Genomic DNA, 16860 nt, shown 5'->3' on the forward strand with positions numbered 1-16860 from the left:
GGATATAATTTGGAGGTTTTAAACTTATGAGACAAATACATATAAAAAATGCTTACATTGTTACTATGAATCAGCAATACCAAGTTTATAAATCTGGAGAAATTCTACTTAATGGTGATAGAATAATTGCTGTAGGTAGTAGAGTTAACCCTATTTTAGTGAATTTAAATGCAGAGATTATTGATGCAAAGGGTAAGATAGTAATGCCAGGTCTTATTAATACTCATGTACACACATCACAGCAGTTGGGAAGAGGCCTTGGGGATGATGTAAACCTACTCACGTGGTTACATAAAAGAATTTGGCCCTATGAAAGTAATCTTACAGAAGAAGACTCATACATATCTACGTTATTATGTAATTTGGAACTTATAAAATCTGGGGTTACTGCTTTTGCCGAACCTGGAGGTCAATTTGTATCAAGTATGGCAAAGGCTGTATCTGAATCAGGGATTAGAGGGATGTTAGCTAAATCCGCTATGGATAATGGGAAAGGATTGCCTGCTTCTTGGCAAAGGACTCTTCAACAGGAGATTGAGACTCAAGAAGAGAATATCAAGAAATTCCATAATACCGCTGATGAACGTATAAAGGTATGGCTTGGAATAAGAACTATTTTTAATGCAAGCGATAACTTCATCATTAGAAGTAAAGAGTTGGCAGATAAATATGATGTTGGTGTTCATATGCATGTGGCAGAAATAAAGGAAGAAGTTGAATTTGTAAGAGAAACAAGAGGATCAACAACAGTAAAACATCTTGAGAACTTAGGTGTATTGGATAAAAATTTTCTTGCAGTTCATTCGGTTTGGTTGACAAATGAAGAAGTGGAAATTTTCAAAAACAGACAAGTTAAGGTATCTCATAATCCTGCGGCAGCTATGAAGGTTCTGGGGTTTGCAAAAGTACCTCGTATGTTAAGAGAAGGAGTATGTGTTACAATAGGTACAGATGGGGCACCGTGTAATAATAGAATGAATATGATTGATGAAATGTGGCTTACATCATTAATTCATAAGGGGTGGAGGTTAGATCCTACTATTGTAAAAGCTGAAGAAATTCTTAAGATGGGTACAATAAACGGTGCGCGGGCTATACTTGATGAGGAAAATTTAGGTAGCTTAGAAGCTGGTAAAAAGGCGGACCTTATAATAATTAATCCAAATTCTGTTGATATGTTACCGATGCACGATGGTGTAGCAAATTTAATATCATCAATGCATAGCACAAATGTTGAGAGCATGATTTGTAATGGTAAATGGATAATGAAGAACAGAAAAGTGCTTACTATAGATGAAGAGGCAATAATTGAAGAAGCAAAAGAAAGAGCAGAATCAATATGTAAACGAGCAGGTATTGTTTTACCTGAAAGATTTCCAATAGCGTAATAAAAGTTTAATCGTAGTGCTAATATTAACATGAGAGATCTTTAATAGTTTCTCTTAAAGCTTTAGCACTACTATTATTCATTTTAATTACATCAATGTTTCTTTTGCTACATGCTTTTGTAGCAAGTATAGCAGCTTTGTGAGATATTGTGTTAGATAAAATTACTATATAGTCTGGACTTCCTATTCTTTCGTAAAGGTTTGTTTTATAATGAGAAAACATTTTAACTTTATACCCATATTCTTTACAAATTTTTTTATAATCATTTTTCATTCGTTCATGACCTCCTAATAAAACAATACTCATAATCAATAATACCTCCTACTAACTAAATTTTTTTCTAAAGACACTCCATAAACTTTTGATAGCGTCTACAACTTTGGGATCAAATTGTGTACCTTTATTTTTTTCAATTTCTTCTCTGCATATTTCCCAAGAAATGGGTTCTCTGTAAGGCCTTTTACTAGTCATTGCATCTATAGTATCACAAACGGCAATTATTCTAGATTCAAAGGGTATATCTTTTGCTTTTATCATGTTAGGATAACCATTACCATCCCATCTTTCATGATGGCATAAAACAATTTTAGCTATTGTAAGTAATTTACTTGAACGTGTTAATATATCATATCCTATTTGAGGATGTTTCTTTATAGTTAGCCATTCTTTTTCATTTAGTTTTCCGTTTTTATTTAGAATGTAATCAGGAATACCGATTTTACCTATGTCATGTAAATGAGCTGCCATGTGTAATCTTTCAAGTTTACTTTTTGTAAAACCAAATTTTTCACCTAACATTTCTGCCATGTCAGCCACTCTTTCTGAATGTCCATTTGTATATATATCTTTTGCTTCTATAGTTCCAACTAAGCATTCAATAATATCATGGTATACACTATAATCTACGTTATTAGTCACAATTATCACCTTTTATTTGTTAAACTGAAATTAACATTTTTTTTTCGATTATATCTTTGGGCTCTACGCCGTCTATCATCAAATCAATTACATTATTTTTAGCAACATCATATTTATTAAAAATTCTCTTTGCATTATCAATATTAAAATATACTTTCCAATAACCTACCGCTAAACATTTTTTGTTAGGGCAGTTAGTAAATACAGCTACATCAGCAACTGGATACCCTAGAAATATGCCTATTTCATGCGGGCATATCTTATTATAGCGATTACTTAAATGCTCTAAGTATTGGTTAGTATTCATTTCTGCATTATATCCAAATCTTCTTAAAAAATTAATACTTTGTTTTTCTTGGAGTATTCTTTCTAACATTCTTTTATTATAAAATAATACTGCAGTAGAATTTTCAATACAATTTAATTCAAAATACTCAATATTGAAATTACTTTTAATTTCTTTTTTGCACTCTATCCAACTATTATTTAATTTTCTATTGCTATTTTTAAAAATTAAAAGAGAGGATGGCTTATTTTGTGCAAGGGTAGGTGCGGCATTATAAGCAATTGTATAATAAAGATATTCTTTATCAGTGAAATACTTTAGTTGATCTAAATAGTCTAAAAAATTTTTCTTTAACACGAAGACATCCTCCTTATTACTTTAATTACTGATTTTCTTACCTAGTTCTCTACACATTTCAAGTCCATCTTTATCAGGTGTCTCATTAATTATCAAACCATCATCTACTAAGTTTGCGCCATATTGCTCCATTCGCTCTTGCCAATCTTCCATCCATTCACCATTTCCCCAACCATATGATCCGAATAGAGCAAGTTTTTTACCACTAATAACTTGAGCAATAGATTCAACAAAAGGTTCCATTTCAGCTTCTTCTAAAATTTCTACTCCCATTGATGGACAACCAAGTGCAACTGCATCAGCATTTTTTACATCTTCAATAGTTGCACAATTAACTGTTTTTAATAATACTTTAATCCCATCATTTTGTGCTCCTTCCAAAACCGCATTTGCCATTGATTCAGTATTTCCTGTACCACTCCAATAAATAACAGCTATATTTTTCATTATAAAGCACCCTTTCTTTAATTAAAATAATGATATTGATAATCATTCTCAATAATTAGTATATACTTTTTCTAGCTTTTGTCAATAGGAAAATAAATATTTTATCATCTATTTATGAAAATAATCTATCCAGTCATTTAAAAATATCAGTAACTTTAAAAGGGATATCCACTAATATCCTATAAAAAAGGACATAAAAAAACTCTTTTTATGCAAATAAACATAAAAAGAGTTTTTTATTAAATTAAAAGAATACTCCAATTAAATAGTTATACACAGTAGATACTGGCGGTACAATAATATAATCAATTAAATTTGTTATTATTAAAACAGGAAGTAAAAATTTGCTCATAGTATACAAATTAGGATGAAAATTTTTTTCATTTAATTTAAATATATCACTGAAAATATGAGAACCATCTAATGGGGGTATTGGTAATAGATTAAATATAAATAGAACTACATTAATCCAAACGGCATTTTTGAAAATATTCATAAGTACATAATAAAGATTATCGTTTAAAATACTTGTAGGTATAAAATAGCATATCTTCATTATTATTAAGAAAACAAAAGCGATAAAAAGGTTCATAATTGGTCCAGCTAATGATACAAGAATGTCATCTCTTCTTTTGTTTTTAAAGTTGTTTGGATTGATTTGAACAGGTTTAGCCCAACCAAATCCAGCCACAATAATTAGAAGCAAGCCCCAAATATCAATATGAACGAAAGGATTTGCAGAAAGCCTTCCTTGGTATCTAGGGGTATCATCACCAAGCCATACGGCTGTTTGAGCATGTGCCAATTCGTGAAATGTAAAACCTAATAAAATTCCTGGTAGCAAATATATAATATCTAAAAGTTCCATTAAAATTCTCCTTTTCCACATTTATTTTATAATAATATCATGGATAAGCAGAACATGTCTATTGTATAAATATACCAAGTGCGAATTATGACTATAAAATACTAATTATTTCATCATAGTATGATAGTCTTACAGTTCTATTTAGAGGAATTATAAGGAATTGTCTTCTATCCTAATGTCCGGTCAATAACTTTATTAACAGGTTAGTACTTCCAGTTAATTCTTTATAACTCCATTTTTTTTAATTGCCTCTTTCTCTGTTGGTTTTTACAATGATTAAAGAATTTTTATCTATTAAATCTAAATAATTCAGCATTTGTTGACTCTTTTTTTAAATATAAGTCTCTTATTATTTGTCCACCAAGGATTGCATATATGATTCCATTTGAACCATAACCTAAAGAAAAATAACAATTTGGCATCTCGTTATACTCCCCTATAAAAGGAAGACCATCTTTTGTATCTCCAAATAATCCGCTAAACCGATACTCAATTTCTAGATTATTTATTTGTGGGAAGTATGACTTTAGTTTTTTATATAAAATATTATATTTATTGATAGATGCTTTATCCTCATTTATTAGGCAAGACATTTTGCTGTTATCTCCTCCAATTTTCTCATCTTCACCGCCAATAATAATTCTGTTATCGCCAGTAGTTCTAAAATAAATATAAGGATTATCATTATCTCTTACTATGCATTTATTATACCAATTTGATATATCTTCAAGGGGTTTAGTAACTATTGTAAAAGTCCTAGACAAGTTCACAATTTTTTCTTTAACATATTTTTTACTTTCATATCCAGCAGCAATAATAATTTTCTTAGCATTTATTATAAAGTTATTAGTAGTTTTTAAAGATACAGAATTCGATGAAGGACATATTTCATCAATTTCAGTATTTTCATAAACACTAAGTCCTTTTGTTACAGATTTTGATATGAGTGCATGTGTAAATCGAAATGGATCTATTTGTGCTGCTCCAGAGTTAGAGAGAATTCCTCCCTCAACGGGAAAAGAGAACTTTTTTCTTGCCATATCTTTATTGATGTATGTAACATCAAATCCGTTTTGTTTTCTCAAATTATATTCTTTTTCTAAAGAAGATACCTTTGAAGAATTTGATGTATAATAGAAGCATTCTTTTAAGGAAAAATCACAATTATCATCTAAGGATTCTATAATATTTTCTATATCATAAACAGCTTTTTCGCAAAGTTTAAAGCATTTCAAAGCCTTTTCTGCACCAATCATAGATTTAAGTCCGATTAAATCAGTATCTATTTCATACTGAAGTATTGAAGTAGATGCCCTTGTACTTCCAAAGCCTATTATATTTTTGTCAATGATTGCAGTGTTTATTCCCTCTTCAGTAAGATAGTAAGCTGCAATTGCACCTGTAATACCAGCTCCAATAATTGCAACATCACATTCTATATCTTCACTTAAGTATTGATACTTGTTTTTTATTTTATTTATACTTGTCCAAAGCATATCCCCTGTTACAAAATTCATTTTGGTTTCCTCACTTTTAATTATGATTTTAGACTTCATTTAGTTTATCTTATAAAAGTATTATCATATAAGAATTATTTTATACATAAATCGTATACAATAAATAAGTTTTCTATAAATATAGATATGAGGTGATATTTAATGAAAAATAATATTAAAAAATGGTACATAGTAGGAACTTTATTTATAATTGTTTTTGGTGTACTACTTCATTTTCTTTATGAATGGTCAGGAAATAATTCTTTTGTTGGATTGTTTAGTGCAGTAAACGAAAGCACATGGGAGCATCTAAAGTTATTGTTTTGGCCATCATTTTTCTTTTCAATAATAGAATACATATTTATTGGAAAAGACTATAATAACTATATCACTGCAAAAGCTGTTTCGTTTTATTCAGGTATATTGCTAATAATTATATTGTTTTACACATATACAGGGATAGTAGGAGATAATTTTATTGTGATGGACATATTAATATTTATTGTAAGTGTAGTTATAAGCCAGTTTATCGGTTATAAAATTACAGTATGCAATGGAAATGTAAATGAAATCATAAATATTATATCTTTTGTAGCAATAGTTTTACTTGCTTTGGCTTTTATATTTTTTACAGTTAATCCACCACAGATACCGCTTTTTAAAGATCCTGTTACTGGAGGGTATGGTATAGTGAGTTAATAATGGGATTAAATAAAAATCATTTATTTAAATTGTAATTGAAATAGATTACGAACTAGTTGACAGTAAAGGACATCTTTCACTAAAATGAAAGGTTTTAATTAACTAAAAAGTAAATTAATTCCTTTTGAATAGGCAAAAGATCATTATTCTAATTTGCAAAGCAGATAAAGGCTTAGTTAAAGATTTTCTGAAAGAAAATCAACCTTTACTGTAGACTGTCAACCGTCAACTATAAATTGCGAAGCGTTTTTCTTCGCAATTTATAGTTATTATGAAAAGGTAATTGATTTAACAAATTCCAAATAGCCTAGCAGTATTAGCAACTACAAAACAAACAATTATACCGGTAATAGTAGGTACTAAAAAAGAAATAATAGTCCATTTTAAACTTTGAGTTTCTTTTTTTATTGTCATGCAGGTTGTAGCACAAGGCCAATGCATTAAGGAGAATAACATTACACATATTGCGGTTAAAGAAGTCCAGCCATTAGATATTAGAAGAGTTCTTAACTCGCTTAAACTATCCAATTCAAGCATACTTCCTTTTGACATATAGCTCATAATTATAATTGGAACAACTATTTCATTTGCAGGAAAACCTAAGATGAAAGCCATTAGAATATAGCCATCTAATCCAATCATTATTGCAAATGGATTTAGAAAATTAGCACAATGGGATAAAATACTTAGATTTCCAATATGAATATTTGCCATTATCCATATAACTAACCCAGCAGGTGCTGCTACAATAATTGCACGACCAAGGACAAATAGAGTTCTATCAAAAATAGATCTAACAATAACTTTGCCTACTTGCGGCTTTCTGTAGGGTGGTAGCTCCAAAGTGAAATTTGAAGGAATTCCTTTCAATATAGTCTTTGATAGTATTTTTGAAATTATTAGTGTCATTAAAACTCCAAGAATAATTACTCCAGTGAGAATAAATGTGGACACTATAGATTGAAAAGGTCCGTCTATAATACCAGTAAAGAACATTACTATAATGGCAATAAGGGTTGGAAATCTTCCATTACAAGGAACAAAGTTATTGGTGATAATAGCGATTAGCCGTTCTCTAGGTGAATTGATTATTCTACAGCCTATTATACCAGCAGCATTACAACCAAAACCCATACACATTGTTAAAGCTTGTTTTCCACAGGCGCATGCTTTCTTAAAGTAGTTGTCAAGGTTAAAAGCCACTCTAGGTAAATACCCTAAGTCTTCAAGCAATGTGAATAGAGGAAAGAAGATGGCCATAGGTGGCAGCATAACAGATACTACCCAAGCAAGTGTTTTATAAATCCCCTTAACTAATAATCCATGTACCCATGTAGGAGTCCCCAACCATATAAAAAATTCAGTAAGTCTATCTTCAATCCAAAACAGTCCATTAGCTAGAAGTTGAGAAGGCACATTAGCCCCAGTAATAGTAATCCAAAAAACTATACTTAAAAGAGCAATCATAATTGGAATTCCAAATTTTTTTGAGGTAAGATACTTATCAACTTTTCTGTCAAAACTATTATAATTTTCGATTTTAATAGAAACAGCATTACTGGTAATTTTTTCTGAAACTCTTACTAAATGAGAAACAATTGAATCACGGAACAAATCTGAATCTATACCGCTTTCTTTCAAATACGCTTTTGACTCGGCAACTTCGTTCATAATATCTATTTGATCTGTTAAATTAAAATTTAGATATTTATTAATAGAGCTTAAAATAGTTTTATCTCCATCTAAAAGTTTTAGTGATACCCACCTAGAATTGAGCTTTTCACCAAGGTGTAATTTGACTACTTTTTCAATTTTCTCTATAGCAGTTTCTATTAATTTGTCATATATAATTTCTATACTATTAGGATCAACATTGTTTGATGTAATATCGTAAACTGCTGCCATTAACTTTTTCAAACCTTTTCCTTTAATAGCACTTGTTCCTATAACAGGTACTCCAAGCTGAGTAGATAATTTGTGTAAATCTATTGAAATACCTTTTCTTTTTGCTTCATCAAGTAAATTAACACATACAACTACTTTAGAAGTTATCTCAAGGGTTTGTAGAACAAGATTTAAATTTCTTTCTAAACAAGTAGCATCAACAATAATTACTGTTGCATCTGGATTTCCAAATAAGATAAAATCTCTTGCAACTTCTTCCTCTACTGAATTTGCCATTAGTGAATAGGTTCCTGGAATATCAACTAATACAAAGTTAGTGCCATTAAAAGAATAGTTTCCATGTGCATTTGTAACAGTTTTACCAGGCCAGTTACCGGTGTGTTGATTAAGACCAGTTAAGTTATTGAAAATTGTACTTTTGCCAACGTTAGGATTTCCACCTAGAGCAATTACTTTATCATATGAATTAGTTTTTTCGATTTTAAGTTCTTCCTCAAGAATTTTTTTACCAGTGGATTTAGTGGTAAGTCCCATTAATTTTCCTCCATACATAATAATTTTTTATATTAATATAAATTAATAGTAATGATTAAAGTTACTGATTTGTATATTCTACTAGTATAGTAGAAGCTACTTCAGAGCGTAGAGCAATTACCGCACCTCTAATAAGATAAGCAACAGGGTCTCCAGATGGGCTTTTTTGCAAAGATTCTACTACTGTTTCACTAATTAAACCTAAATCCAGCAATCTTCTTCTCAACAAACCTTTAGCTATAAGTTTTTTTACTTTACATTTTTTCCCGAGTGGTAATAAGTTTAGCGGAATATAATTAGTGTTCATATTAAAACTACCTCGTCATATACAATTTTATAATATTAGTTTTAAATAAAAAGAATTGCCTTAGAGAAAAAAGTTTTCTCTACACTAAGATATGATAAATACTTTTAATATGTTATTAATATATATTCTATATGGAGAGATTTTTGTAAAGAAGTTTTCGCAATTTATAGTAGTTGTGAATTATTAATCTAAAAATGTAATAAAATAATTAGTGGAAAAATGGTGGTGGTTTAATGGATGATAAATTTTATACAGTTAGAGGTTATGAATTACAAAGGTATAATAAAAATATGTTAACTCCTGCACTTGAAGATTATTTAGAAATGATTTATAGAAATAGTTTAAATGAACCCTATATTAGAATAAATACACTTGCTCAATTACTAAATGTTAAGGATTCTTCAGCTTCTAAAATGGTAAAGAAACTAGGTGAGTTAGGATTTGTGAACTATAAAAAGTATGGGATAGTAACTTTAACGTATAAAGGAGAAAAAATTGGAGGATCTTTATTAAAAAGACATAATATAATAGAGGGATTCTTGTCTTTTATAGGTTGTAAAGAAGATGCTTTACTTGAGACTGAATTAATAGAACATATAATTACAGACAAAACTGTGAAGAATTTAAAAATTATATGCGAATTTTTTAGTAACAACAAAGAAATTTCAGAAAAATATATCGAATATAGAAAAGAATTTCATGATTGATTTGAGTTTTGTTTAGAAATAATATTATATAGAAGCCAAATTGACAATTTTATTTACCTTGCATATAATATTAGTTAAAGTGAATATTGTAGATATAGGTGCCATAAAATTATTATGGATAATAGGGAATTAGGTTAGAAGCCTAGACGGTCCCGCCGCTGTATAAGTCGAGCTGTTTATTTTTTATCCACTGCCTTTAATTAGGTGGGAAGGTATAAACAGCGTTGAAACTTGAGTCAGAAGACCTGCCTATATTGAGTTGCTATTAACTCTACGGATGGTAGGGGGCAAAATCAGACTATATATACTATATTGGTCTTTTTGTGCATATATAAACCGCTTATCATTGATAAGTGGTTTTATGATTTCTATCCTTTTTAAAAGAAGGAGATAGGATTATTGTAAGCGAAGCAGAGCATCATTCAAATTTTGTTGTGTGGCAGCAATTATGATCTAGGGATAGTTTTAGATAAATTTAATATAGCTATTAGATTTGGGAATCATTGTGCTCAGCCACTGATGAATGCTTTGAAAACTGATGGGACATTAAGAAATTCATTTGAAATATTATAAAAAAGATTAAATGCCAAATAAAAAAATGGAAAATCAACATATTTTACAATAAAGACTCAGATGAATCATAATCTCATCTGAGTCTTTATTATAGAATATTAATTAGTTTATGTGTATAAATATTTAAAAATATTGTGGAGAAATGTGTATAAATGTGTCGCGATATTAATTTATGTTGATTAAAGTTGTGATATGTGGTAAAATGTTGTTAACAAATAAAAATAAGAATGTAGAGGGATTAGAAGCAATGTTAGCAGTTGACAGGTTGAAAAAAATAGAAGAATTATTAATAGAAAATGGTAGTGTATTAATTAGTAATTTAAGTGAATTATTTGATGTATCCGAAGAGACCGTTCGAAGAGATTTGGATAAACTTGAAAAAGAAAACAAATTAAAACGAGTTCGACGTGGTGCATATTTACCTGAAACCGCAGATAATGAAGTTCCAATTGGAATAAGGGAAAAAATTTATTTAGAAGAGAAACAACTGATAGGTGAAAAGTGTATTGAAATGATTGAAGAGGGTGACTGTATCATGCTTGATAGTAGCACAACAGCACTGTATATTGCTAAAAATTTAAATACAAGCAAGAAAAAAGTTACTGTTATTACGAATTCTTTGATGATTACACATGAATTTGATAAAAGTAAGACTGTTAAAGTAATTTGTTTAGGTGGAATACTTCGAAAAAGTACTAGCTCTTTTGTTGGATATATGACAACTGAGAACTTAGAAAAATTATCTGCTGATAAAGCATTTATAAGCTGTTCTTCAATAAGTACAGACATGGGTGTAACAGATAATCATGAATTAGAAGCAATGGTAAGGAAAAATATGTTGACAAATTCAATGAAAAAGTATTTGGTAGTAGACTATACAAAATTTGATTCACCTTCTGTCAATAAAATTTGTAAATTGAATGAATTAGACGTGATTATAACAGATAGAGAAATATCGAAAAAATATAAAGAGGTTTTAATTAAAAATGAAGTGGAAATAGTTATTGCGAGTGAAGAATAGGAGGGTGAAGTTGTAATGGAAAATTTTACATTTAAGAGTGCTACTAAAATTATTTTCGGAAAAGATGCTGAAAATACAGTAGGTGAACATGTTATAAAACATAGTCGAAAGGTATTGATTCACTACGGTGGAGATTACCTAAAAGAGTTTGGGATTCTTGATAGGATTATTAAATCATTAGAAAAAAATGGTGTGGAATGTGTTGTTTTAGACGGTGTAGTTCCTAATCCAAGGTTGTCGCTTGTGTATAAAGGTATTGAGATTTGTAAGAAAGAAAATATTGATTTTGTATTAGCTATTGGTGGAGGAAGTGCTATTGATTCTTCAAAAGCCATTGCTTTAGGAACAAAGTATGATGGTGATGTTTGGGATTTCTATTCAGGTAAAGCAACACCTAAAGAGGCCTTAAAAGTTGGTACAATCCTTACAATTCCAGGTTCAGGTTCAGAAATGTCAGAGAGTAGTATTATTACCAATGAAGAGAAGAATTTAAAATGTGGAATAGATTGTGAATTGATTGTTCCAGAGTTTTCTATTTTGAATCCTGAAATGTGTTATACGATACCACCATATTTTATGTCTTGTGGAATAGCTGATATTTTATCACATTTATTTGAAAGGTACTTCACGCCTACAAAAAGTTCAGTACTTAGTGATTATTTATTGGAAGGTGCAATGAAAGCTATTTTAGAGGTTGGTCCTAAGATGAAGAAAGAACCGAAAAATTATGATAATTGTGCAGAAATTATGTGGTTAGCGACAGTTTCACATAATGGCATGTTAGATGCAGGAAGAATTACAGACTGGGCTTCTCATAGAATTGAGCATGAGATAAGCGCTCTTTATGATATAACTCATGGTGCAGGAATGGCAATAATTTTTCCTGCATGGATGAAATATGTTAAGAATGTAAATATAGATCGATTTGTACAATTAGCCACAAGAGTATTTGGAGTTGAAAATGAAAATAATAAAGAAATAGTAGTAGAAAAAGGAATAGCTTGTTTAGAAGAGTTCTTTAAGTCATTAGGGTTAAAAATTACTTTAACTGAAGCAGGGATTCCTGTAGATAGGTTTGAAGAAATGGAAATCAAAGCCATTGGTAATTCAGATCATATTGGTAACTTTAAACAACTAAAAAAAGGTGACATAGTAGAAATTTTAAAACTAGCAATTTAAAAAAATATAGGAGAGTTAGATATGAATTTAAAGGAATTAAAATATGAATTATTAGAAGCTGCAAAATCATCATATAATTTAGGGCTTGTAGCTGGAACTAGTGGAAACGTAAGTGTTTATGATAGTAAAACAGATAAGATGGTTATAACTCCATCAAGTATACCATATGATACAATGACTTCAGAAGATTTGGTTGTTCTAAAGTTAGATGGAACTATTATTGAGGGATATAATAAACCTTCTTCAGAATGGAAAATGCATGCTCAAGTTTACAAGGAGCGAAAGGATATCAAATGTGTTTTGCACACACATTCACCTTATGCTACTGCATTTGCAGTTTGTCAAGAAAAAATCCCGGTAATTTTAATTGAAATGGTACCATTTATTGGAGGAGATGTTCCAGTTGCAAAGTTTGGAATGCCAGGAACAGAGAGTATTGGTATTGAGGCATTAAGTGTTTTAGAAGAGCGAAAAGCTTGTCTTTTAAGTAATCATGGAACTTTAGCAATTGGAGAATCAATAGATAAAGCATTAACGTCTTCAATTTATCTTGAAGATGCAGCAAAAATATATCACCTTGCTAAAAGTGCTGGAAATGTAAAAGTGCTTTCAGAAAAAGAAATAGATGCTATGAAAAACTCTTAGATTAAAATTATAAATTTATAAAAGAGGTGTAAAAATGTTTAGAGCAGATAAAGGACTAGCATTCATATTACAATATGAGAATGTGGCATGGTATGAGAATGGAAAGGTTCGTATTTTAGATAGAAGAATTTATCCTTTAGAAACAAAATTTGTAGAGTGTAAAACTCATGGTGAAGTTTCTCAGGCATTGAAGGATATGGTAACTCAAAGTGGTGGACCTTATATTGCGGTAAACATGGGAATGGTTTTAGCTGTTCATGAGGCAAAGAATTTACCGAATGATGAGTATATCCAATTTATTAATAAAGCGGCCCATACATTGTGCTATTCTAGACCGACTACTGTAGCAAATATGCTTAAGGCTGTAGATAGGTGTCATAAAACTGCACTTGAGGTAGTAGAAAATCGTGAAAATGCAGTTCAAATTGTTTTAGAAGTTGCAATTGATGAAGCTAACAAAAAATATCAAAGATATGAAAAAGTAGCTGAATATTTATATGATAAAATTCCTAAAGATGGAACAATTATGACTCAATGCTTCGGTGAGACAGTTGTTGGAATGTTAATGAGACTTTGTATTGAAAACAATAATAATATTAAAGTTATTTGTGCAGAGACTAGACCATATTTTCAAGGAGCTCGGTTAACAGCAAGCGTCGTTAGAGATATGGGGATTGATGTAACTGTAATAACTGATAATATGCCAGGCTATGTAATGAAACTAAAGAATGTAGATTTATTTACTTCTGCCGCAGATGCGATAACAATGGATGGTCATGTTGTAAATAAAATAGGAACATTCCAAATGGCTTTAGCAGCTCATTATTGGGGAATACCATATTTCACTACAGGTATTCCGAACTATAAACATCCAGATACTAGTTCTATTAAAATTGAGGAAAGAGATTCTGAATTTGTTACACAAGCCATGGGAGTTAAAACTACTATGGAGGGAGTTAAAGGTTTTTACCCTGCCTTTGATATAACTCCACCTAAATTGATTTCAGGAATTGTTACGGATAAGGGAATTTATTCTCCTTATAATTTGAATAAGTACTATGAATAAGGACATTCAGTGAACAATGCACAGTTGACAGTATACAGTAAATGATACCTTTTACTGTATACTGTACACCGTAAACAGTCAACTAGAAAAAGAATGGAGGTAGTAATATGAGTGATGTTCATGAAGGATCAGGACGTTTTAATAAATATTTTCTAATGGAAGAAAATGATGTAGTTGAGTATGCAAAAGAAAAACTAAATTTCTTTGAAGATACAACAAACCTAGATTGTAAAGAAATAGGTGATGGGAATTTAAACTATGTGTTCAGAATTGTTGACAAGAATTCTGGTAAATCTTTGATTTTAAAGCATTGCAGTGAAGATACTAGGGCAAAATCAGGAAGAAAATTAAATATAGATAGAAATATAATGGAATGTAAGATGTTGCAACTTCAAAATAAGTATTGTAAGGGGTATGTTCCTGAAATATATATGTTTGATGAGATTATGAATTGCTATGCTATGGAAGATTTATCTACATATTCAATTATGCGGACATCTTTATTGGAGAATAAAACATTTTCACATTTTGCAGATAACATTACAACATTTATGGTAGATACTTTATTACCAACAACTGACGTTGTTTTAAATCATAAAGAAAAGAAAAGATTGGTAAAAGAATATATAAATCCAGATTTATGTGAAATAAGTGAGCAATTGGTTTTTACAGACCCATTTGGTAATTTTTCTAACGAAAATATTGTTCTGAATTCAATGGAAGAATTTGTGCAGACTAATATTTATAGTGATAAATCACTTAGAGTAGAAGCTGCAAAATTAAAATTTAACTTTATGAATAATGCGCAAGCACTATTACATGGTGATCTTCATACTGGATCAATATTTATTAATGAAAATGATTTAAAAGTAATCGATCCTGAATTCGCGTTTTTTGGTCCGATAGGATATGATGTTGGGAATGTAATAGCTAATTTGTTTTTAGCATGGGCACATGGATTTGCAACTATCGAGAATGAAGCAGAAAAAGCAAACTATATGTTAAGTATTGAAAAAAGTATTGTCGATATTGTAGAGATGTTCAAAAGTAAATTCATCAAAAAATTTAGAGCAGAAGCTACGGATTTAATGGCTAAAACAGATGACTTTGATACTTGGTATCTTAAAAGTATTTTAGAAGATACAGCTGGAACTGTAGGACTAGAAATGATAAGACGTATTGTTGGTATTGCGCCTGTTGCAGATATTACTAGTATAATTGATGAAGAAAAAAGAGCTAATGTTCAAAAAATATTAATTTTAGTAGGTAAAGATTTTATACTCAATAGAAATCAATATACAGCTGGAGAACAATTTATAGAAACACTTAAAAATATAGTGAATTGTACTAATCACAACTAGTGAATAGATAAAGTTCAAAGAATTAAATGAATTGGCTACTCAGAGGTTTATTTCATATAAATATTCAAATTAAAGAGAATCTAATGTGAAACTTAATTTTACTTATATCAAAAGATCGATAACATAATTAATGCATTGCTAAAAATATGAATTTTATTATTTTATCAATGTATTAATTATTAGTTGATGTTACTTATCTAAAGTTAATAGTTGAACTGGAATCTCTATATATTATAAGGAGGTGACAATTTTTAGAGGTATGACCTTACAGTAAAAGTAGTTTATCTGTAACGGAATGAGTAAATGGAATAGCCTTTTGATAGATAAAAGCAGCAATATTAGATGTTTTAAATGTAATCGTTATTATTATCAATTCTTCACAAATTATATGGTAAGGCAAGCATTATTTTTAGCAATGGATTAATAAATAGTTATTGAATTATTTTGGTTTTTTACAAATTACTTAAATTCTAGGAGGAATTATTAATGAAAAATGAAAATCAAGACAAGAAGTATAACAGTTTTTTAGGTTTAACTCCATTGATATTATTTTTAGTTTTATTTTTAGCAACAGGGATAATTACTAAAGACTTTACTAATATGCCTGTACTCGTTGCATTTATAATTGTATTAGCATATTCTTTATGCCTTAATAGAAAAGGCGAAAAATTATCCTTAGATAAAAAAGTTGATATTTTTTCTCGTGGTGGGGGAGATCCTACAATAATACTAATGGTTGTAATATTTATATTAGCAGGTGCTTTCTATTCAGTAGCAAATGCTATGGGTGCAGTTGACTCTACTGTTAATTTAGGTTTAAGTATTTTGCCAGCAAAAGCAATTTTACCAGGTATCTTTATGATTGGTTGTGTAATATCTTTTGCTATGGGTACTTCAATGGGAACAGTTACTGCTCTAACACCAATCGCAATTGGAATGTCTCAACAAACAGGTATTTCATTACCATTGATTGTTGCAACAGTAGTAGGTGGAGCAATGTTTGGGGATAACCTTTCATTTGTATCAGACACTACAATAGCAGCTACAAGAACCCAAGGGGTAGAACTTAGAGATAAATTTAAAATGAATGGCTTGATTG

18 protein-coding genes, 1 pseudogene and 1 riboswitch are annotated in these 16860 nt (G+C 29.9%); of the genes and pseudogenes, 11 read left to right on the forward strand and 8 right to left on the reverse strand.

The window, feature by feature from the left end:
• Positions 1 to 26: 26 nt before the first annotated feature.
• Positions 27 to 1388 (forward strand): amidohydrolase, encoded by a 1362-nt coding sequence (locus tag ACQ3F0_RS15540; RefSeq protein WP_428866257.1) that lies wholly within the window; start codon positions 27 to 29, stop codon positions 1386 to 1388.
• 25 nt (positions 1389 to 1413) lie between these two features.
• On the opposite strand, the gene ACQ3F0_RS15545 is transcribed toward ACQ3F0_RS15540, so the two are convergent.
• The 6 genes from ACQ3F0_RS15545 to ACQ3F0_RS15570 form a co-directional block, all read right to left on the reverse strand.
• Positions 1414 to 1695, reverse strand: coding sequence for a DUF2325 domain-containing protein (locus tag ACQ3F0_RS15545; RefSeq protein ID WP_428866258.1), 282 nt, complete (start codon positions 1693 to 1695; stop codon positions 1414 to 1416).
• 18 nt (positions 1696 to 1713) lie between these two features.
• Complete coding sequence (locus ACQ3F0_RS15550) at positions 1714 to 2307, reverse strand: HD-GYP domain-containing protein (RefSeq protein ID WP_428866260.1); 594 nt, start codon at positions 2305 to 2307, stop codon at positions 1714 to 1716.
• Positions 2308 to 2326: 19 nt separating this feature from the next.
• Positions 2327 to 2950 (reverse strand): DUF3793 family protein, encoded by a 624-nt coding sequence (locus tag ACQ3F0_RS15555; protein ID WP_428866262.1) that lies wholly within the window; start codon positions 2948 to 2950, stop codon positions 2327 to 2329.
• A 21-nt stretch (positions 2951 to 2971) separates the two neighbouring features.
• On the reverse strand, positions 2972 to 3397 hold the full coding sequence (locus tag ACQ3F0_RS15560; RefSeq protein ID WP_428866264.1) for a flavodoxin: 426 nt from the start codon (positions 3395 to 3397) through the stop codon (positions 2972 to 2974).
• Positions 3398 to 3641: 244 nt separating this feature from the next.
• Positions 3642 to 4265 carry a site-2 protease family protein gene (locus ACQ3F0_RS15565; protein ID WP_428866266.1) on the reverse strand — a complete coding sequence of 208 codons (624 nt, stop codon included), beginning with the start codon at positions 4263 to 4265 and terminating at the stop codon, positions 3642 to 3644.
• 287 nt (positions 4266 to 4552) lie between these two features.
• Positions 4553 to 5782, reverse strand: a complete 1230-nt coding sequence (locus tag ACQ3F0_RS15570; RefSeq protein WP_428866267.1) for an NAD(P)/FAD-dependent oxidoreductase — start codon at positions 5780 to 5782, stop codon at positions 4553 to 4555.
• Positions 5783 to 5923: 141 nt separating this feature from the next.
• Between ACQ3F0_RS15570 and ACQ3F0_RS15575 the strand changes: the two genes are divergently transcribed.
• Positions 5924 to 6460: a DUF6512 family protein gene (locus ACQ3F0_RS15575; RefSeq protein WP_428866268.1), complete on the forward strand. Its 537-nt coding sequence runs from the start codon at positions 5924 to 5926 to the stop codon at positions 6458 to 6460.
• 291 nt (positions 6461 to 6751) lie between these two features.
• Here ACQ3F0_RS15575 and feoB read toward each other — a convergent pair whose 3' ends face one another.
• Both feoB and ACQ3F0_RS15585 read right to left on the reverse strand, forming a co-directional pair.
• Positions 6752 to 8902 carry a ferrous iron transport protein B gene (gene feoB / locus ACQ3F0_RS15580; RefSeq protein WP_428866270.1) on the reverse strand — a complete coding sequence of 717 codons (2151 nt, stop codon included), beginning with the start codon at positions 8900 to 8902 and terminating at the stop codon, positions 6752 to 6754.
• Positions 8903 to 8963: 61 nt separating this feature from the next.
• Positions 8964 to 9209 (reverse strand): FeoA family protein, encoded by a 246-nt coding sequence (locus ACQ3F0_RS15585; RefSeq protein WP_428866272.1) that lies wholly within the window; start codon positions 9207 to 9209, stop codon positions 8964 to 8966.
• Between the two features lie 233 nt (positions 9210 to 9442).
• On the opposite strand from ACQ3F0_RS15585, the gene ACQ3F0_RS15590 reads away from it, so the two are divergent.
• The 9 genes and pseudogenes from ACQ3F0_RS15590 to ACQ3F0_RS15630 all read left to right on the forward strand — a co-directional run.
• Positions 9443 to 9916 carry a metal-dependent transcriptional regulator gene (locus ACQ3F0_RS15590; protein WP_428866273.1) on the forward strand — a complete coding sequence of 158 codons (474 nt, stop codon included), beginning with the start codon at positions 9443 to 9445 and terminating at the stop codon, positions 9914 to 9916.
• A gap of 79 nt (positions 9917 to 9995) precedes the next feature.
• Positions 9996 to 10183: riboswitch (cobalamin riboswitch) on the forward strand.
• Between the two features lie 113 nt (positions 10184 to 10296).
• Positions 10297 to 10368 (forward strand): annotated as a pseudogene (locus ACQ3F0_RS15595) (aminotransferase class V-fold PLP-dependent enzyme); the annotation flags it as partial.
• Positions 10349 to 10489 (forward strand): aminotransferase class V-fold PLP-dependent enzyme, encoded by a 141-nt coding sequence (locus tag ACQ3F0_RS15600; RefSeq protein WP_428866283.1) that lies wholly within the window; start codon positions 10349 to 10351, stop codon positions 10487 to 10489. The pseudogene ACQ3F0_RS15595 and the gene ACQ3F0_RS15600, both read left to right, overlap by 20 nt.
• A gap of 172 nt (positions 10490 to 10661) precedes the next feature.
• On the forward strand, positions 10662 to 11510 hold the full coding sequence (locus tag ACQ3F0_RS15605; RefSeq protein WP_428866274.1) for a DeoR/GlpR family DNA-binding transcription regulator: 849 nt from the start codon (positions 10662 to 10664) through the stop codon (positions 11508 to 11510).
• A 15-nt stretch (positions 11511 to 11525) separates the two neighbouring features.
• Positions 11526 to 12689: an iron-containing alcohol dehydrogenase gene (locus tag ACQ3F0_RS15610; RefSeq protein ID WP_428866275.1), complete on the forward strand. Its 1164-nt coding sequence runs from the start codon at positions 11526 to 11528 to the stop codon at positions 12687 to 12689.
• Between the two features lie 21 nt (positions 12690 to 12710).
• Positions 12711 to 13334, forward strand: coding sequence for a class II aldolase/adducin family protein (locus tag ACQ3F0_RS15615; protein ID WP_428866276.1), 624 nt, complete (start codon positions 12711 to 12713; stop codon positions 13332 to 13334).
• Between the two features lie 34 nt (positions 13335 to 13368).
• Positions 13369 to 14400, forward strand: a complete 1032-nt coding sequence (locus ACQ3F0_RS15620) for an S-methyl-5-thioribose-1-phosphate isomerase (RefSeq protein WP_428866277.1) — start codon at positions 13369 to 13371, stop codon at positions 14398 to 14400.
• 107 nt (positions 14401 to 14507) lie between these two features.
• A complete protein-coding gene (gene mtnK, locus ACQ3F0_RS15625; RefSeq protein ID WP_428866278.1) occupies positions 14508 to 15761 on the forward strand; it encodes an S-methyl-5-thioribose kinase in 1254 nt (417 codons plus the stop codon).
• Positions 15762 to 16247: 486 nt separating this feature from the next.
• On the forward strand, positions 16248 to 16860 hold a 613-nt coding region (locus ACQ3F0_RS15630), incomplete at its 3' end, for a Na+/H+ antiporter NhaC family protein (RefSeq protein ID WP_428866279.1).

The sequence above is a fragment of the Clostridium sediminicola genome (assembly GCF_050402865.1).
Taxonomy (GTDB): domain Bacteria; phylum Bacillota; class Clostridia; order Clostridiales; family Clostridiaceae; genus Clostridium_AF; species Clostridium_AF sediminicola.